We start from the raw sequence: 17,718 nt of genomic DNA, 5'->3' as shown, positions 1-17,718 counted from the left end.
TCAGATGGGTGTTGGCGAGTATTGACGGTCGATCGCCTGGTTGGTCTTGGTGGAGGTACCTAGGGCGTGATGCCTGGATGGCAGGGTAGCAGTCGTCAACTCTGGTAGTCCTGCTGGCTGTTGTCGTTGTCAGAAACGTTGTCAAACGGTGCGTCTTGGGGATGGTGCTCTTTCGCCGGGACTGTTCCGGTCGTTTTGCGCGACGCGGGTGGCCGGGCGACTGACCTGGGGTGGCCCGGATCGGCGCTGAGGTGCTAGTTCGGCCCGGTGTTGGGCAGCGTAAGGAACCGGCGCTGCCCATGGGCTAACGGCCCCGAATTCGTGTCAGAGCTGCGTCATACCCTCTCTCCATGACCGGTATGGAGGGCTTCGCGCCCAGATCAGCGATGGACCCAGATCAGGACCGAGTGCGGCGTGCTCGCGAGAAGGCGCGGCTTTCGGGACGGATGGGTCTGCTCGGCGCCCAGTGCAGCCTGGTTCCGGCACAGCTCATGGACCCTGTCACCGAACCGGTGGTGATCAACCAGGCGAGCGTGGTGGTAGCGATCGTCTCTGCGCAGTCGCCGCTCGCACATGCCCGCGACGCCGTGGCCGACAGTGACCTGCGCGGCGCCACGCTCGTAGTGCCGCCGGACCTGAGCGATGCGGAGCTGGCCACCATGGTCGTCAACGCCCTGTGCGTTCCCGTGCGCTCAAGCCGCCTGAACGTCGTCGTACCCGTCATCGCCGGAACCCAGGCACCATGCCCGGCCGATGCCCCGGCGCCGACGGCCTCGCTGCTCACCCGAGTGTGGCAGGTGCTGTCCAGGCATCCTGCGCGCGACTCGGACAACCTTGCAGCTGGACGCGGCGGGCAGGGCTACACCCTGCCCGAGAAGACGACGATCATTCACGCCGAGACCGCGTCCGGCCCCGAGCGCGACCGGGCACTGGTCCGGGTCGCCGATGACATCGTCGGCCCCATCGACTGGGAACGCTGGGCCGCCGTGGGGCGCAAGGCGCGCACGGACCTGGAAGCCTTCTTCGCCGACCAGCTGCGCCTGCGCCGGAGTGACCCGTGGATCCGCGGTCTCCTCTCCGTGCTTGAGCGCGACACCGGCATCGTGGGGGAGCGGCGAGTGGCGGAGGAACTCACCGTCCATGCCGTCCTCACTGGCAATCTCCTGCGTGAGCCCTCCGGCCTCACCGCGGCGGAATACCGCACCAGCGGGCCGCGGAACGTCGAGAGCATGCGCTCGCTGCTTGACCTCATTGAGGCACCGATGCCCAGCGAGTCGATTCGCGAGCTGCTCGCACCACTGGAGGAACTGCGCTCCCTGGTCCAACGTCGCAGCTGGATCGACTCCGACCGCCATTTCCGCACGGCGCTGTTCGACGAGTTCGTCGCGAACTTCCTCAATCCCGTCTTCCCCGAGGCCATGAGCAGGATCAACGCCCCTCTGCCGGATGCGCTCGCCGACGCCCTCACATGGGCCGCCGACGAGATGGCTCTGCGCTACCTGCGCCCCTTCGGGCTGCGCAACCCCCAGCACGCCCACGTCCTCGACCCGATGACCGGAGCGGGCGAACTTCTCTCACGCTTCTACATCCCCGGAGCCGTCAGCCAGCAGACGGCGAAGACCATGTGGCCTCGCGGCGATGCGCACACGATCAGCCCCGGCGTCATGTCCAGGTACCTCACCAACACACGAATCGAGATCGCTCAGGAGGCGCAGGGCTGGCCGACCCAACCGGGCTGGAGCCCCTTCGCCGACGCCGAGCTCCAGCTGCCACTGCGGGTCCTCGCCGATCCCCTGCTCCTGGACCTGCCGGCACTCGGCCCGGCGCCGCAACGCCTGTACACCACCACCTACCCCCTCCAGCCCACATGGTTCGAGCAGGACGAGTTCGACAAGGCCACCATCTGCCACTACCCACCCCGCGTAATCGTCTGCAACCCGCCCCGCGGGCAAGCGGCCGCCGAGGTACGGGAATCACGGTACGCCGCCCTGGACGCCAGGCTCGCCGCCGCATACGACGCCGCCGGAGCTCCGACACCGGCCAATATGGACACGCGCATACTGACCTGGGCGTGCGAGCACATCCCCGACTACGGCGTTATTGCCCTCGTCATCGACGCCGCCCTGATTGAGGAACCGGAATACACCGGACTCCGGCACCGCCTCATCGCGCAGATGGACAGTATCCGCGTTATCGATCCCCGCGGAGGCGCGGGCGCCACGGCGCCTTACCAGGACACCGTCCTCCTCATCGCCGCCCACGCCGGTGAACCGAACGACGAATGCACCGTCCTGTACCACCGCGGATTGCCCGACCCGCAGAACTGGGAGCAGGGATGGCAGCCGATCGCGCCAGAGAGCGGCGCGGCATGGAGCCTCCCTCGACCGACCGTCCAGCACCCGGCCTCCTAACAACTCGCGCAGATCGCGGCGCAGCAGTCGGGCCGATCACTCGCGCCGTCGCCGATCCGCCCGCCGATGGCGTCGTCGATGATGTCCACGGGCCGCTACCGGCGGGCGTGGGGACGCGAGTACAGTCAGAGGCTGTGCCACCGGCCACGAATTACCTCTGCGCTTTCGACTCCCCGCTGGGCCCCATGACGCTCGCCATCGCCGCGGGGGAGGGGCTGCCCGACGGCGGGGCCGTCGTCGGCGTCTGGTTCGACGGGCAGCGCCACGACCGCGCCGGACTCGCCGACGACGCCCGGCCCGTGGCCGCGGGCGACCCGGACGAGCCCGCCGCACTGGCGGCCGCACGGGCCTGGCTGGAGCACTACTTCACCGGCGATGACCCCGGCCCGACCCCCGACCTGGCGCCCGGCGGCACCGACTTCCAACGGCGCGTCTGGGACCGGCTGCGCACCATCCCGCGCGGGCAGACCACCACCTACGGGCACATCGCCGCCGACCTCGCCGCCGCGACCGGCCGCCCCACCTCCGCCCGCGCCGTCGGCTCCGCCGTCGGCCGCAACCCGGTCAGCATCCTCGTGCCCTGCCACCGCGTGCTGGGCGCCGACGGGTCCCTCACCGGCTACGCGGGCGGGCCCGAACGCAAGGCCGCCCTGCTGCGGCTGGAAGGAGTGATGATTGCATGACCCGTTTCCCTCCCCGGCATAGCCCCCGCCTACGGCGCGAGCGCCTCGACGTCGTCTCCCAGGGCGCTCCCATGGAGGGCGTGCTCACCCTCCCGGACGCGGCGGGCGACGGCGTCGGCGCCACTCCCGAACGACGCCTCCCGCTGGTGATCTGCTGCCACGGCTTCACGGACTCGCTGCACGGCACCGCCGACGTGGCCGACCACCTGGCCGCCCTCGGCCTGGCGACCTACCGCTTCACCTTCAACGGCGGCTGGGCCGGCGCCGACATGACCGGCATGAGCGTGCTCACGGAGGTAACAGACCTCGAGGCCGTGCTCGATGCCGCACGCGCGGGCGCCGGGGCCGACTCCGGCCCCTGGGCGGGCATCGACCCGGAGCGCATCGCCCTGCTGGGCAAGTCACAGGGCGGCGCCGTCGCCATGCTCACCGCCGCCCGCCGGCCAGCGCAGGTGGCGGCACTGGTCGCCTGGTACCCGGCCCTGTGCATCGCCGACGACCTCCACCGGGGCCTCGGCTCGCTGGACGGGGTGGGCGAGACCTTCGCCTGGATGGGGCAGCGCCTGGGGCGCCGCTACGCCGAAGACGTGTGGGACCTCGACGTCTACGCGCAGATCGGTAGCTATCCCGGACCGACGCTCATCATCCACGGCACCGACGACTCCCTCGTCCCCGTCGCCTACGGCGCACGTGCCGCCGAGACCTACACCGACGCCCGCTTCCTGCCCATCGACGGGGCGGACCACGGCTTCCACGGCGCCGACCTGACGAAGGCGCTGGACGCCACCACAGCCCACCTGCGCACCGCCGGCCTCGTGGGCGACGCCCGTGCGTGAGGCCGGCGGCCGGCCGGGAGCCGAGGTGGAAGACCAGACGAACGACTACCTCGCCCGCGAGCTGACCGCACGTGTGCCCGCCGCGGGCGCCGACCCGGGCGGGCTCGTCCACGCCCTGGCATACGTGCCCCGCGCCGCCGCAGCCGGGCGGGTGCGCGCCCCGCTGGTGGTGTGCTGCCACGGCCTGGGGGAGTCCGGGCTGCGCGTGGCGCCCGTCGCCCAGCGCCTGGCCGCCGCGGGCGCCGTCACCATCGCCCCGCACTTCCGTGGGGGCGGGGCCCCGACGGCGGGGCCCACCACCGCCATGACCATCGGCACCGAGCACGCCGACTTGGAGGCGGTGTTGGGCATGGCCCGCACCTGGCCCTTCATCGACGCCGCCCGCACCGCCCTGTTCGGCCGCAGCCAGGGCGGGCTGGTGGCGATGCTCGCGGCCGCCAACCATCCGGCGCAGATCGCCGCGCTGGCTCTGTGGTACCCGGCGCTCGCGGCCCCGGGTGCGGTGCGGCGCCGCTTCGGGAGACTCGCCGCGGTGCCGGAGACCTTCACCTCCCGGGTCGACGGTCGCGACATCATCCTCGGGCGCGACTTCGCCCACGACCTGTGGGACCGGGACGTGGAGGCGGCCATGCGCGGCTACCGCTCCCCGGTGCTGCTGGTGCACGGCGATGCGGACGCCGACGTGCCGCTCGCCGTCTCGCAGGCGGCCGCCCGCACCCTTCCCGACGCCCGCCTGGAGCGCATCCCGGGCGCGGGCCACGGCTTCGGGGACGCGAACTACGAGATGGCGGTGGGGTGGACCGTGGACTTCCTGGCCTGGGCGGGCATCCTGGACGACTGAGGCCGCGGTCGCCAGCCGGTGCGGGCCGGGCGGTGTGGGCCAGGGCGATGCACGGCTGTGGGGTGTGCCCTTGCCCCAAATACCTCGAATCGCCATAATCGCCCGGGTGACTACCACCCCGCCGACTCCGCCGCTCGACGCCGCCAACCTGGCCCGTATTGACCGCCTCGCCGAGGCGCTGGCCGGCGCGGACGCCGTACTAGTCGGTGCCGGCGCCGGGCTGTCGGTCGCCGACGGCGACGCGCACGCCGGCCCCGCATTCGAGGCGCGCTTCGCCGACTTCCACGCCGCCCGCGGCATCACCGACGCCTACTCCGGCGGCTTCTACCCCTTCCCCACGCCGGAGGAGAAGTGGGCCTTCTGGGCGCGCAATATCCTCCTCCAGCGCTACGAGTCCGGGCCCGGCGCCGTCTACCGCGACCTGTACGCCCTGCTGGACGGGCGCGACTTCTTCGTGCTGACCACCAACGTCGACCACCGCTTTCAGAACTCCGGCTTCCCCAAGGACCGCCTGTTCTACACCCAGGGCGACTACGGCCTGTTCCAGTGCTCCGTGCCCTGCAGCCAGGACACCTATGACAACCACGACGCCGTCGTCGCCATGGACGCCGCTGAGCGGGCCGGAGCCGCCGCCGGTACCCCGATGCGCGTGCCCACGCGTCTGCTGCCCACCTGCCCGCGCTGCGGTGAACCCTTGACCACCAACCTGCGCTCGGACGACACCTTCGTTCAGGACGCCGGCTGGTATGCCGCCGCCGAGCGCTACGTCGCCTGGGCCGACACCCATCAGGCCGGGCGCGTGCTCCACCTCGAGCTCGGGGTGGGTATGAACACGCCCGGCATCATCAAGTACCCCTTCTGGCGACGCGTGCACGCCAACCCCGAGGCCACCTATGCGGCGCTGTCACTGGAGCCGGGCACGCCCCGCGAGATCGCCGACCGCTCCATCCTCATCGACGCCGACCTCGGTGCCGCCCTGTCCGCCTTGCGTGAGCGACTGGGCTGAATCCGGGGCTGCACGTCATATCTACCGATCTCGGTACGTAAGTTCTACCGATCTCGGCGAGGGGTGGCGGGCTTTGTTGGTTCTTTCAGGAAAACGGCATAGGGTTCGGGACTCGACCCCCGCTCCGGAGTGCCCATGCTTGAGCTGCACGAGATAACCAAGTCCTATCGCACCGCCTCACTCGACCAGACCGCCCTCGACGGCGTGACCGTGTCCTTCCGGGACAATGAGTTCGTCGCGGTGCTCGGCCAGTCCGGCAGTGGCAAGACCACCATGCTCAACATCATCGGCGGCCTGGACCACTTCGACTCCGGGGATTTGGTCATCGACGGCGTATCCACCAAGGACTACCGCAGTCGCGACTGGGACGCCTACCGCAACAACCGCATCGGCTTCGTCTTCCAGTCCTACAACCTCATCCCGCACCAGAGCGTGCTGGCCAACGTGGAGCTAGCCCTGACCCTGACCGGCGTCTCTCGCGGGGAGCGGCGCCGTCGGGCCCTGGAGGCCCTGGATCAGGTGGGGCTGTCCGAGCACGTGCACAAGCGACCGAGCCAGCTCTCGGGCGGCCAGATGCAGCGCGTCGCCATCGCCCGCGCCCTGATCAACGACCCGGAGATCCTGCTGGCCGACGAGCCCACCGGCGCCCTGGACTCAACCACCTCCATCCAGGTGATGGACCTGCTGCGCGAGGTCGCCTCCGACCGGCTGGTCATCATGGTCACTCACAACCCCGAGCTCGCCCACGACTACGCCACTCGCATCGTCGAGCTCGCCGACGGGCGCATCACCTCAGACACCGCGCCCTACACGCCTGCGGCCGACGACGCCCGCGAGGCCCGGCCGCCGCGGCGCACTCGCATGGGGCCGCTCACCGCCCTGTCGCTGTCCTTCAGCAACCTGATGACCAAGAAGGGCCGCACCCTGATGACCTCCTTCGCGGGGTCCATCGGCATCATCGGTATTGCCCTGATCCTGGCGCTCGCCAACGGGGTGAACGCCTACATCGCCCGCACTGAGGAGGAGACCCTCTCTTCCTACCCGCTGCAGATCGAGCGACTGGGCATGGATTACACCTCCCTGATCGCCCAGGCCACCGAGACCACCACACAGGACGACCTGCCCGACGGCGTGGTGGGGGAGCGGCGTGCCCTGAGCAACATGCTCGGTTCGGCCAACACCAACGACCTTGCCTCTCTCAAGTCCTACTTCGACGCCGACGGCGGCAACGTCTCCACCTACACCAACGCCATCGAGTACCTCTACGACGTCACCCCGCAGCTGTACCTGCCGGTCGACGCCGACTCCGCCGGACAGATGCCCACCCAGGTCAACCCGGATACGGCCTTCTCCAGCTTCGGAGCCATGACGGCCACCATGCAAATGACCGCCTTCCAGCAGCTGGCCACCGACACGGATCTGTACGCCGACCAGTACGAGGTCGCCGCCGGCCGCTGGCCCACCGCGTACAACGAACTGGTCATCGTCCTGCCCGAGGACGGCCGCATGAGCGACCTGACCGAGTACGCGCTCGGCCTGCGCGAGCACAATGAGCTGGAGCAGCTGGTGCAGACCTACGTGTCGGGGATGGCGGGCAGCCTGCCCGGCGCCACCACGACCGGCGGCGCAATGGCCGCGGATACCGCCGCCGACTCCACCGCGAGCGCGGCAGCAGACGCGACAGCGGGGCCGACCGCCACCGCCGGCGCGACTTCCACCGCTACCGCGGGGGCAGGCGACTCCGCCGACCCCGATGCGGAGCGCACCTACGCGTACAACGACCTCATCGGCCGCACCCTGAGCCTCGTGCCCGCATACGAGCACTACGCCTACGACGCCGAGTACCAGGTGTGGACCGACAAGTCCACCGACGCCGCCTTCATGTCCGATCTGGTTGCCGACGGCGAAACGATGACCGTGGTCGGGATTGCGCGCGCGGAAGGCACCCAGGCTTCGCTCGTCCCCGGGGTCTACTACACCCCCGCGCTGACCGAGCACCTGGTGGAGCAGGCCGCCGACTCCGAAATCGTCAAGGCCCAGCTCGCCGACCCGGAGGTGGACGTGTTCACCGGCAAGACCTTCGCCGAGGAGGCCGACGCCACCGGGGACACCGAATTCGACTTCACCAACCTGTTCGATATCGACGAGTCCCAGCTGCGGGCCGCCTTCCAGATCGACTCCAGTGCCCTGGACCTCTCCGGCATGGACCTGTCGGGCATCGACCTGTCCGGCCTGGACACCACTCAGATGGACTTCTCCGGCCTGGACCTGTCCGGTCTGGCCAATGCCCAGCCCGACGTGGACCTGTCGGCCCTGGACCTGTCGTCACTGAGCCTGACCGACCTGGAGCAGCAGTTCCCCCAGCTCGCCGACGTCGACTACGTGACCCTGATTACCCAGGCCCTGTCCGACGGCGTCATCAAGGAGGGGGCGGACGAGCAGGTCGCCACCATGATGAACGGGCTGATCGCCGGATTCACCGACTACTACGGCGAACACGCGGCCGGTGAGAACCCCGACGACCCCGACGACGACCCCGACCTGGGCACGCTCGTGACCGACTACCTCTCCCAGGAGGACGTGCAGCGCACCATCGCGCAGACCCTCGGCTCCGATGACGTCATCGACTCGACCAAGCTCACCGAGAACCTCACCACCGCCCTGGGATCCGACCCCGCCGTCGCCGATATCTCCGACGCCGTGCGCGACCAGCTGGTGGCGGAGATCGGTTCCCAGGTGGCCGGGGCCGTCACCAGCTCCATCACCAGTGCCCTGTCCAGCGCCGTGCAGCAGGCCATGGCCACCGCCATGAGCCAGATGATGACCGCCATCCAGACGCAGATAACCGCCCAGATCGAGGCCGCCACCACACAGTTGGCCACCAACCTGGCCGACGCCGTCAGCGTGGACCCGGACGCCTTCGCCCAGGCGTTCCAGTTGGACATGACTCCGGAGGAGCTCAGCCAGCTGCTCAGCACGCTGGTGACCACCGAGCCCGCCACCTACGAGACCAACTTGACCGCGCTGGGCTGGGCGGACCTGGAAAACCCCAGCGAGATCGACATCTACCCCAAGGACTTCGAGTCCAAGGATGCGGTCAAGCAGATCCTGGACGACTACAACGCCACGCAGGTGGCCGCCGGCGATGACGACAAGGTCATCACCTACACCGACGTGGTCGGCGTGCTGATGAGCTCGGTGACCCGGATCGTCAACATCATCTCCTGGATGCTGATCGCCTTCGTGGCCATCTCCCTGGTGGTCTCCTCCATCATGATCGCCATCATCACCTACATCTCCGTGCTGGAGCGCCGCAAGGAGATCGGCATCCTGCGCGCCGTGGGCGCCTCCCGCTCCGACATCCGCCACGTGTTCAACGCCGAAACCGTCATCGAGGGGCTCATGGCCGGCCTCATGGGGGTGGGCATCACCCTGCTGGTGAGCCTGCCGCTGAACGCCTTCATATACGGGCGCTTCGGGGTGGAGTCCATCGCCCAACTGCCGGTGCGCGCCGGCATCATCCTGGTGCTCATCTCCGTGGGGCTCACGGTGCTGGCCGGCCTGATCCCGTCGGGTAAGGCGGCCCGGGAGGACCCGGTGGAGGCGCTGCGCTCTGAGTGAAGTCCATTGCGCGTAGCGCCGACGATGACCGGTACAGCCCTCCGGTAGGCTGCCCCTGTGAGTGACAGCACGACCATCGGCTTCGGCGGGCGCGAGAACCCGATCATGCTGCAGGGATTCGCCTGGGACATGGCCGCCGACTCCAGCCACTGGCGCTTCCTCGCGGACAATGCCTCCCTCATCGCCGACTCCGGCGTCACCGCCATCTGGCTGCCGCCCGCCTATAAGGGCCAGGAGGGCGTCAACGACGTCGGTTATGGCGTCTACGACACCTACGACCTGGGCGAGTTCGACCAGAAGGGCACCATCCCCACCAAGTACGGCACCAAGGACGAGTACGTCGCCGCCGTCGCCGCCCTGCGGGCCGCCGGCATGACCGTGCTGGCGGACATCGTCCTGAACCACCGGATGGGCGCCGACGGCACCGAGGAGGTTCGCGCCACCGAGGTCGACGGCGCCGACCGCCGCAAGCCCATCGCCGACCCGACCACCATCACCACCTGGACCCGCTTCACCTTCCCCGGTCGCCACGGCACCTACTCCGACTTCACCTGGGACCACACCTGCTTCCTGGGCACCGACTGGGACGAGCGCACCCGCCGCAACAGTGTGTGGCTGTTCGAGGGCAAGGAGTGGAACGAGGACGTCACCGATGAGCGGGGGAACTTCGACTACCTCATGGGTGCGGACGTCGACCTCAACAACCCGCGCGTATCCGACGAACTGATCAGCTGGGGGCGCTGGTACCTGGAGACCACCGGCGTCGACGGCGTGCGGCTGGATGCGCTCAAGCACATGAGCCGCGAGTTCTACCGCCGCTGGCTGCCCGCGCTGCGCGAGGCCACCGGGCGGGAGGTCCCCGCCGTCGGCGAGTTCTGGTCCCGCGATGCCGAGGAGCTGTGCGCCTACCTGGGCGAGGAGCCGATCATGAGCATGTTCGACACCCCGCTGCACTACCGGCTGTACCACGCCTCCTTCAAGGACCGCTTCGACCTGTCGAAGATCTTCGAACGCACCCTGGTGGAGGCCGACCCCGATCACGCCATCACCTTCGTAGAGAACCACGACACCCAGCCCGGCCAGTCCCTGCAGTCATTCGTCGAACCCGGCTTCAAGCCCGCCGCCTACGCGCTGATCCTGCTGCGGGAGGCCGGCACCCCCTGCGTGTTCTGGGGCGACCTGTTCGGCACCCCCGAAACCGGTGATCTGTCCGCCTGCCTTGAACTGCCCCTGCTCATGCGGCTGCGCCGCAGCCTCGCCTATGGCCCGCAGCACGACGTCTTCAACGCCGCCGACCTGGTCGGCTTCGCCCGCGAGGGCGACGACGCCCACCCCGGCTCCGGGCTCGCCGTCGTCCTGTCCACCGGTGTGGCCGCCAGCAAGCGCCTGTACGTCGGCGCCCGACACGCGGGGGAGCGGTGGATCTGCGCGATCGGCGGCCACGGGGCGGTCACCATCGGCGGCGACGGCAGCGCCGAGTTCTCCGTCAGTGAGACGGGGCTGTCGGTGTACGTGCCCGCCTCCGCCCGCCCGATCATCGACCGCGGCATGACCCGGCTGGTCCGCGTACGCTGAAGACGCGGCCCGACGCCGCCGCATCGCGCTCAACCGCACTCAAGGAGGAACCATGCCCACACCCGGCAAGCTTGCCACCGACAAGAAGGTCGCCGTCCTGATCGCCGCGGGCCTGGAGGAGGTGGAGGCGCTCGCGGTGGTCGATGTGCTGTTCCGCGCGGGCATCCGCGCCGACCTGGTGGCCGTCGGCGACTCGCTCACCGTCACCTCCTCCCACCAGGTGGTGCTCACCTGCGACGCACTGCTGGCGGAGGTGGACCTGGCGGACTACGACCTGGTGTTCCTGCCCGGCGGCATCCCCGGCACGCCCAACCTCAAGGCCGACCCGACCGTCACCGCCGAGGTCACCGCCCGTATGCGCTCCGGCGGGCCCGTGGCCGCCATCTGCGCCGCCCCGTCGATCCTGGCCGAACTGGGGCTGCTTCAGGGGCGTGACGCCACCTCCAACCCGAACTTCATGAAGGTTCTGGCGGAGCACGGCGCCCGCACCAGCGAGGCCGCGGTCGTTGTCGACGGCGAACTGATCACCAGCCGCGGCATGGGCACCGCCATCGAGCTCGGCCTGGAGATCGTGCGCCACTTCCTGGGCGACGACGCCGTCGAGGCGGTCAAGCGCGGCATCGTCTACCAGCACTGACGACGACTCCGCCCCGCAACCGACGGGCATAAGCCAGCCGGCCGCGGGGTGGCATCAAAGCGGACCGGCGCCCCGCCGTCGTCGGGCAGGCCGTCGTCCGGCGGTCAGATGTAGATGGTCGGGTCGAGCATCAGCTCGGGGTCGGTGCGCGGGTCGCGGGCCCGCGCCGGCACTCCCACGCCGACGTGATCGGCGGGCAGGTTCTTGACCAGCACGGCATTGGCGCCGATCTTCGCGCCGTCCTCCACGGTCACCGGCCCCAGCACCTTGGCGCCCGCCCCGATCTGCACGTTGTTACCGATGGTGGGGTGGCGCTTACCCGGGTTCATGGATACTCCACCGAGCGTGACGCCGTGGAACATGAGCACGTCGTCGCCGACCTCAGCGGTCTCTCCGATCACCACGCCCATGCCGTGGTCGATGAAGAAGCGTTCACCGATCTTGGCGGCCGGGTGAATCTCGATTCCGGTGGCGGCGCGGGCCGCCTGGGACAGCGCACGCGCCGCGAAGTAGTGGCCGCCCTGCCACAGGCGGTGGGCGGCGCGGTGTGCCCACAGCGCGTGCACGCCCGGGTACAGCAGGGCCACTTCGAGGTTCGAGCGTGCCGCGGGGTCACGGCGTCGTGCGGTCGCCAGATCCTCCTTGGCGATCTCGATGAACGACCGGCTGGGCTTCTGCATGGTGCTCCTTGGACAACGGCCTGATGAGGCTGGACAACAGAGAGGGACATCGGGGCTGGAGGACCTCGGCAGCGCCACGAAGGACGTCTCACCTGCGATGATCCGTCCGGACAACGTCGGTGGCGGCATCCCTGTTCCCGGGCACCGCCACCGACGCCGGACCGTATCCGAATCCGCTGCCGGACATGACCGAAGGCGGGTCGGCGGGCGGCCGTTGACGTCGTGGCCGCCCGCCGACTTGCAGGCTCAGGTACTCAGTTCAGGTACTCGGCGTACAACGGCGTCGACAGGTAACGCTCACCGGTGTCCGGCAGGACGGTGACGATCGTCTTGCCCTCGAACTCCGGGCGCTGCGCGATCTGCGAGGCGGCGGCCAGGGCCGCACCGGAGGAGATACCCACCAGCAGTCCCTCCTCGGCGGCGGCACGGCGGGCGTAGTCCAGCGCGGTGTCGGACTCGATGTGCAGCAGCTCATCCCAGATGGACTGGTCGAGCACCTCGGGGACCACGTTGGGGCCGATGCCCTGGATCTTGTGCGGCGCGGCCTTGCCCTCGCTCAGCAGCGGGGACTCGGCGGGCTCCACACCGAAGATCTTCACACCCGGGATCTGCTCCCGCAGGACCTGACCCACGCCGGTCAGGGTGCCACCGGTGCCGATGCCGGCCACGAAGGCGTCGACCTTGGAGTCGGTGGCCGCCAGAATCTCCTGTGCGGTGGTCTCCCGGTGAATGCGCGGGTTGGCGGGGTTGGTGAACTGGGAGGCGAGCACGGAGTTGGGGGTGGCGGCCTGGAGCTCCTCGGCGCGCTTGACGGCCCCGGCGACACCGCCCTCGGTGGTGAGTACCAGCTCGGCGCCGAAGGCGCGCATGATGGCGCGACGCTCCTTGGACATGGTCTCCGGCATGGTGATGATCACCCGGTAGCCGAGCGCGGCGCCGACCATGGCCAGGCCGACGCCGGTGTTGCCGGAGGTGGCCTCGATGATGGTGCCGCCGGGCTTGAGGTCGCCGGAGGCCTCGGCAGCTCGGACGATCGCCAGGGCGATGCGGTCCTTGACGCTGCTGGCGGGCTCAAAGGCCTCGACCTTGGCCAGGACGGTTGCGGGGGCGCCGTCGGTGACGCGGTTGATGCGGACCAGGGGAGTGGAGCCGACCAGCTCGGTGATGTTGTTGGCGTATGTCATGGCTGTTCCTTAAGTCTTGAAAGTGCGGGGCGCCGCTCCGGCAGGGGCGATTAGCGAATACGGGTACACCCAGAGCCTGGAGGGCGTTTGAACGTTTGTGGGGGAGGGGCGCTTCACGCGCCCGAGCGCCGGGCATGCGCGCAGCAACGCGCGCACAGTGTCATGGCCAGGCGCTCTATCGACACTGGCAGCAGCAGAAGGACATCGCGCACATGACGTTACCGACCGTCATGGGGTCCTCCTCTTACCTGGTGCTGCCAAAACCTGCGGAGCTTCACCGGCGCCGAGCGGGCGCCGTGATCCGCTGAAACCACAGTAGTGCCTGCGCCGGCGCGGCTGTCAAATCATCCGCATGGTGAACTTCGCTTCATCGCGCCTGCCCGTGTACACAGCGCGTACCCGTTGGTCCCGTTGATCAAAGCGCGCTCCGTAGGCCCGCCCTGCCAGTACAGAGGCGGACGGAGCCGGTAGGAGTCACGCTGCGGACAGGACGTCTCAGCGGCGGGTGCTGGAGTCGCTGCGTGACCCCGGTCAGGCGGCGGGTAGAGGAGTCTCAACCACCCGGCTGCCGGCCGGCTCGGCATGGGCGGCTCCGCCGGTCAGCGCGGCCAGCTGCTCGGCGAGCGCTTCGGCGTCGGCGGTGGGCGTGGACAGGGTGAGGACGGCGTGGGTGGCCTGCCACTGCGTGTCCTCCACCCCTATGTCCTGCGGGCCGCCCTGCCCGCGCAGTTGGGCCTCCAGACGGCCGGCGTCGGCGACGGGCACCCGCACCTGCCACAGGTGGCGAGTGGCCAGGCGCACCCGGGAGGCGGCGTTCAGCGCGTCGGCGGCCGCCTGCGAGTAGGCGCGGGCCAGGCCGCCGGTGCCCAGCAGAGTCCCGCCGAAGTAGCGGGTGACCACAACCGTGGTGTTGACCAGACCCGTGCCGCGCAGGACGTCCAGCATGGGGCCGCCGGCGGTGCCCGAGGGTTCGCCATCGTCACTGGAACGCTCGATGGGCTGGGCGCCGGGGACCGACACGGTGAAGGCGCTGCAGTGGTGGCGGGCGTCGGGGTAGCGGGAGCGGACGGAGGCGATGAAGGCGCGGGCGGCTGCCTCGTCGTCGGTGCGCGCGGCCCGTCCCAGGAAGTGGGAGCGCTTGACCTCCAGGTCGGTCTCCGGCTGCTCGCCGCGTGACAGCGTGACCACGGCGTTGGCGGTCGCGTAGTCGGCGTTGGAAGCGGGCACGGCGGTCATGGCGTCATGTATAGCCGCTCGGGCGCGGCGGCGTGGGTGCGACGGTACTTGTGGGCGGGACGGGACTGATCTCACACGTCCGGCAGGGCGCCCGGGCTGGAACGGAATCCGGGCGAACCGCTAGGGTGACCCCTGGTCAACTATCCTTCGGGTTGTCCGTGACCGGACGGCCCTTCGACTTTGAGAGGAGCGGGCTCATGGCAGTGCCGAAGCGGAAGATGTCCCGCAGCAACACCCGCAATCGCCGTTCGCAGTGGAAGGCCAAGCTGCCCGAGCTGCAGACGGTCACCGTTGCGGGGCGCAAGGTGGCGGTGCCCGGTCGGCTGTCCAAGGCCTACCGGACCGGCCTCATCGAGTACTGATATCGCCGCCGTCCTGGCATCGCCGGCGACGAACCGGCAATACGGCGGGCCCAGGCCCGTCCAATGCGGGTGTAGCTCAATGGTAGAGCCTCTGCCTTCCAAGCAGATGGCGCGGGTTCGATTCCCGTCACCCGCTCGGTGAACGCGCGGCCGCCCCGGACTCCGGTGGCGGTCGCGGGCGTTTACACGGGGTGTGGCGCAGCTTGGTAGCGCGCCTGCTTTGGGTGCAGGAGATCGTGGGTTCAAATCCCGCCACCCCGACGACGAGGACACCCACGAGCTCGCTCGTGAGGTGTCCGAGGAGGAAGGGGTAACAAGGCCGTCAGGTCGAATACCCCGACGACGAGGACACCCACGAGCTCGCTCGTGAGGTGTCCTCGCGTCTACTGCGAACTTTCGCCTCCTGGTACGAGCTTTAGCACCCAGCCATGACGAAGCAGTTCCGCATCCATACGAGCTTTCGCTCCCTGGTACGAGCTTTTGCACCCTGGTGTACGGGTATTTGCCGCACACCAGGGTGCAAAACGTCGTAGCAGGGCGCAAAGTGTCGCAACAGGCACCGCGGGCGCGGGCTCGCTGCTCAACACTAAGGCGGGTTCTCCGGGCTCTGCTCTGCCGGGTGATCGCCTACAGTCGTCACTGTGTTGTCGGGCCTATTGATTGTTGCCGGCGTCGCGGCTGCCATCGGATGCATAGCACTGCTGCCGGGGAAACGACGCGCAGCGGGCGTGGCGCTGTCCGGCGTGCCGCTGGTTGCCGGCTTCATCTGTGGGCTGCTGAACCGGCACAACCCCGCCGCGCTGCCGATCGGCCTGCTAGTCGGAAGCCTGAGCAGCTTCGACGCACTCGCAGTGGGGGTGCTGCGCGGCGACAACCGCCACGGCACGGGCCTGTACCGGCTTCGCCGGGCGAGTGCCGGGGTCGCGCTGATTTACGTTGGGGTCGCGCTGATCTACGTCGCGATCGTGGTGACGACCTATGCAACGTCGGCCGACGCATTGCGGGACGAACGGGGCGAGCCGCTGTTCATCATCGCGAAGCCGGCCAGCCTCGTGGCACTCGCACTGATGTTTGCCTGCATGCTGTTGTCAGCCGACGCCTTTGACAAAGGGCATACTCGCGTCTGCATCGGGTGGAGTGCACTCCTGCTCCCGCTTGGCTGCATGCTCGTCCTGCCCATGGGACTCGACCCCCTGCTGCCTCCCGTGGGACTTTTCATTGGAGCTGCCTACGCCATGTTTACGCTCCTGGTCGGGCTGCTCCCGCCCCCAGGGCAGACCACGTCCAACATTCACCATCTGCGCAAGGCGCACGTGCTGGCCTTCCTGGGCTACCTCGGCATCATCGTGCTGTGCGCGGTGTACGTGATCGTCTGGCGGCAGCTCACTCGGTAGCGGGAACCCGGGTCTTCGCGTTGCGGCGCCTCGGCTGTCTGCTACGAGCTTTCGCTCCCTGGTACGAGCTTTTGCACCCTGGTGCACGGGTATTTGCCGCACACCAGGGTGCAAAACGTCGTAGCAGGGCGCAAAGTGTCGCAACAGGGTGAAGGCTCGGGGCGCGATCCTCCGCCGTTACCTGGCTCCTACGCCGCCGGCTCGCCTACCGCGGCCGTCAGCGCCTGGATCTGTGCCGGCGTGGTGCGGCAGCAGCCGCCGACGGCGCGGGCTCCCAGTGCCTCCCAGGCGGGCAGCGCGCCGGCCAGGAGATCGTCTCCGGGTCCTGCGCCGCCGCTGCCGGGGGCGGTGCCGCTGCCAGAGCCGACATCGTCGGCATCGCTGTCGGCGCTGCCCGTACCAGTGCCGACACCACCGCCGGTCGTGCTGCCGCCCGTGGACCAGGTCTTGGCCTCGGCGTCATACTCCTCACCCGAGTTCGGGTAGACGACCAGCGGCAGGCTGGTGAGGTCGGCGAGCAGGCTCAGCGCCGTCGTCGCCGACTCCACCCGGGTGCAGTTGACTCCCAGCAGGCGCACCTGCGGGCAGGCCTCCGCCCAGGCGACGACGTCGTCGAGCAGCGTCCCATCGCGCAGCGCCGTGGCGTCGTCGCGCACCGACAGCGACAGCCACGCGGGCACCTCCGGCGCCACTTCGGGCAGCAGCCCCAGTAGCGCGTGGATCTCCGGTCCCTGCGGCATCGTCTCCAGGGCCAGCACGTCCACGCCCGCCTCGGTCAACAGCCGCAGCCGCGGGCGGTGGAAGGCGCGGAACTCCTCATCCGTGTGCGTGTAGGCGCCGGTGTACTCGCTGCCGTCGGCCAGGTAGGCGCCGTAGGGCCCGACCGAACCCGCCACCAGGCCGTGGCGCCCGGTGGTCGCCGCATGTTCGTCGCGGGCCCGGCGTGCCAGCCGCACCGCCTGCCGCACCATGTCCTCGGCCTCGGCCTGACTCAGGCCCGCGCGCCGGTAGGCGTCCAGATTCGCCTGATAGGTGTTGGTCGTGGCCACGTCCGCGCCGGCGGCGAAGTAGGCGCGGTGCACGTCCAGGATCGCGTCGGGCGCGTCGCGCATGGCCAGCGCGGACCACAGCGGGCCGGAGGTGTCCACGCCCCGCTTCTCCAATTCGGTGGCCATTGCGCCGTCGAGGACGATCGTCCCCCGCTGTGCCAGTAACCTCGTAAGCACATCACTCAAACCGAGTCGCCTCCCGA

14 protein-coding genes and 2 tRNA genes are annotated in these 17,718 nt (G+C 69.5%); 12 read left to right on the top strand and 4 right to left on the bottom strand.

What is annotated here, in order from left to right; all coding sequences use genetic code 11:
- The first annotated feature begins 350 nt into the window (after nt 1–350).
- The 8 genes from ACGLYG10_RS01645 to ACGLYG10_RS01610 all read left to right on the top strand — a co-directional run bounded on the left by ACGLYG10_RS01645 (nt 351) and on the right by ACGLYG10_RS01610 (nt 11,610).
- Complete coding sequence (locus ACGLYG10_RS01645) at nt 351–2,411, top strand: hypothetical protein (RefSeq protein WP_139240701.1); 2,061 nt, start codon at nt 351–353, stop codon at nt 2,409–2,411.
- Between the two features lie 185 nt (nt 2,412–2,596).
- Nucleotides 2,597–3,094, top strand: a complete 498-nt coding sequence (locus ACGLYG10_RS01640) for a methylated-DNA--[protein]-cysteine S-methyltransferase (RefSeq protein ID WP_073327324.1) — start codon at nt 2,597–2,599, stop codon at nt 3,092–3,094.
- Complete coding sequence (locus ACGLYG10_RS01635) at nt 3,091–3,930, top strand: alpha/beta hydrolase family protein (RefSeq protein ID WP_073327323.1); 840 nt, start codon at nt 3,091–3,093, stop codon at nt 3,928–3,930. Before ACGLYG10_RS01640 ends, ACGLYG10_RS01635 begins: the two co-directional genes overlap by 4 nt.
- Before the next feature lie 25 nt (nt 3,931–3,955).
- On the top strand, nt 3,956–4,771 hold the full coding sequence (locus tag ACGLYG10_RS01630; RefSeq protein WP_073327818.1) for an alpha/beta hydrolase family protein: 816 nt from the start codon (nt 3,956–3,958) through the stop codon (nt 4,769–4,771).
- Nucleotides 4,772–4,877: 106 nt separating this feature from the next.
- Nucleotides 4,878–5,777 (top strand): SIR2 family NAD-dependent protein deacylase, encoded by a 900-nt coding sequence (locus ACGLYG10_RS01625; RefSeq protein ID WP_244542527.1) that lies wholly within the window; start codon nt 4,878–4,880, stop codon nt 5,775–5,777.
- 135 nt (nt 5,778–5,912) lie between these two features.
- Nucleotides 5,913–9,398, top strand: a complete 3,486-nt coding sequence (locus tag ACGLYG10_RS01620) for an ABC transporter ATP-binding protein/permease (RefSeq protein WP_073327321.1) — start codon at nt 5,913–5,915, stop codon at nt 9,396–9,398.
- A gap of 105 nt (nt 9,399–9,503) precedes the next feature.
- Nucleotides 9,504–10,973 (top strand): alpha-amylase, encoded by a 1,470-nt coding sequence (locus ACGLYG10_RS01615; protein WP_073327815.1) that lies wholly within the window; start codon nt 9,504–9,506, stop codon nt 10,971–10,973.
- A gap of 52 nt (nt 10,974–11,025) precedes the next feature.
- The gene (locus tag ACGLYG10_RS01610) at nt 11,026–11,610 is read left to right on the top strand and encodes a DJ-1 family glyoxalase III (protein WP_073327319.1); all 585 of its coding nucleotides are present in this window, start codon (nt 11,026–11,028) and stop codon (nt 11,608–11,610) included.
- A 104-nt stretch (nt 11,611–11,714) separates the two neighbouring features.
- Here the strand turns inward: ACGLYG10_RS01610 and epsC are convergent, their stop codons facing one another.
- The 3 genes from epsC to ACGLYG10_RS01595 all read right to left on the bottom strand — a co-directional run bounded on the left by epsC (nt 11,715) and on the right by ACGLYG10_RS01595 (nt 14,710).
- Nucleotides 11,715–12,290 (bottom strand): serine O-acetyltransferase EpsC, encoded by a 576-nt coding sequence (gene epsC, locus ACGLYG10_RS01605; protein WP_073327318.1) that lies wholly within the window; start codon nt 12,288–12,290, stop codon nt 11,715–11,717.
- A gap of 254 nt (nt 12,291–12,544) precedes the next feature.
- On the bottom strand, nt 12,545–13,474 hold the full coding sequence (gene cysK, locus ACGLYG10_RS01600) for a cysteine synthase A (protein WP_073327316.1): 930 nt from the start codon (nt 13,472–13,474) through the stop codon (nt 12,545–12,547).
- A gap of 531 nt (nt 13,475–14,005) precedes the next feature.
- Nucleotides 14,006–14,710 carry an IMPACT family protein gene (locus ACGLYG10_RS01595; protein WP_170866426.1) on the bottom strand — a complete coding sequence of 235 codons (705 nt, stop codon included), beginning with the start codon at nt 14,708–14,710 and terminating at the stop codon, nt 14,006–14,008.
- 197 nt (nt 14,711–14,907) lie between these two features.
- Between ACGLYG10_RS01595 and rpmF the strand changes: the two genes are divergently transcribed.
- The 4 genes from rpmF (at nt 14,908) to ACGLYG10_RS01575 (ending at nt 16,466) form a co-directional block, all read left to right on the top strand.
- Nucleotides 14,908–15,072, top strand: a complete 165-nt coding sequence (gene rpmF / locus ACGLYG10_RS01590) for a 50S ribosomal protein L32 (protein WP_073327314.1) — start codon at nt 14,908–14,910, stop codon at nt 15,070–15,072.
- Nucleotides 15,073–15,137: 65 nt separating this feature from the next.
- A tRNA-Gly gene (locus ACGLYG10_RS01585) sits at nt 15,138–15,208 on the top strand.
- 51 nt (nt 15,209–15,259) lie between these two features.
- Nucleotides 15,260–15,333 (top strand) — tRNA-Pro (locus ACGLYG10_RS01580).
- A 380-nt stretch (nt 15,334–15,713) separates the two neighbouring features.
- The gene (locus ACGLYG10_RS01575) at nt 15,714–16,466 is read left to right on the top strand and encodes a hypothetical protein (protein ID WP_139240697.1); all 753 of its coding nucleotides are present in this window, start codon (nt 15,714–15,716) and stop codon (nt 16,464–16,466) included.
- 188 nt (nt 16,467–16,654) lie between these two features.
- On the opposite strand, the gene mmuM is transcribed toward ACGLYG10_RS01575, so the two are convergent.
- Nucleotides 16,655–17,692 (bottom strand): homocysteine S-methyltransferase, encoded by a 1,038-nt coding sequence (gene mmuM, locus ACGLYG10_RS01570; RefSeq protein WP_244542546.1) that lies wholly within the window; start codon nt 17,690–17,692, stop codon nt 16,655–16,657.
- Nucleotides 17,693–17,718 lie beyond the last annotated feature (26 nt).

It is taken from the genome of Actinomyces glycerinitolerans (assembly GCF_900098745.1).
GTDB classification, from domain to species: domain Bacteria; phylum Actinomycetota; class Actinomycetes; order Actinomycetales; family Actinomycetaceae; genus Actinomyces; species Actinomyces glycerinitolerans.
The sequence above is the reverse complement of the archived record's forward strand: the minus strand, read 5'-3'. Positions and strand labels throughout refer to the sequence as shown.

Coding starts and splice junctions, on each gene's coding strand:
- ACGLYG10_RS01645 (WP_139240701.1), top strand. CDS start 351: ATGACCGGTATGGAGGGCTTCGCGCCCAGATCAGCGATGGACCCAGAT.
- ACGLYG10_RS01640 (WP_073327324.1), top strand. CDS start 2,597: ATGACGCTCGCCATCGCCGCGGGGGAGGGGCTGCCCGACGGCGGGGCC.
- ACGLYG10_RS01635 (WP_073327323.1), top strand. CDS start 3,091: ATGACCCGTTTCCCTCCCCGGCATAGCCCCCGCCTACGGCGCGAGCGC.
- ACGLYG10_RS01620 (WP_073327321.1), top strand. CDS start 5,913: ATGCTTGAGCTGCACGAGATAACCAAGTCCTATCGCACCGCCTCACTC.
- ACGLYG10_RS01615 (WP_073327815.1), top strand. CDS start 9,504: ATGCTGCAGGGATTCGCCTGGGACATGGCCGCCGACTCCAGCCACTGG.
- ACGLYG10_RS01610 (WP_073327319.1), top strand. CDS start 11,026: ATGCCCACACCCGGCAAGCTTGCCACCGACAAGAAGGTCGCCGTCCTG.
- epsC (WP_073327318.1), bottom strand. CDS start 12,290: ATGCAGAAGCCCAGCCGGTCGTTCATCGAGATCGCCAAGGAGGATCTG.
- cysK (WP_073327316.1), bottom strand. CDS start 13,474: ATGACATACGCCAACAACATCACCGAGCTGGTCGGCTCCACTCCCCTG.
- ACGLYG10_RS01595 (WP_170866426.1), bottom strand. CDS start 14,710: ATGACCGCCGTGCCCGCTTCCAACGCCGACTACGCGACCGCCAACGCC.
- rpmF (WP_073327314.1), top strand. CDS start 14,908: ATGGCAGTGCCGAAGCGGAAGATGTCCCGCAGCAACACCCGCAATCGC.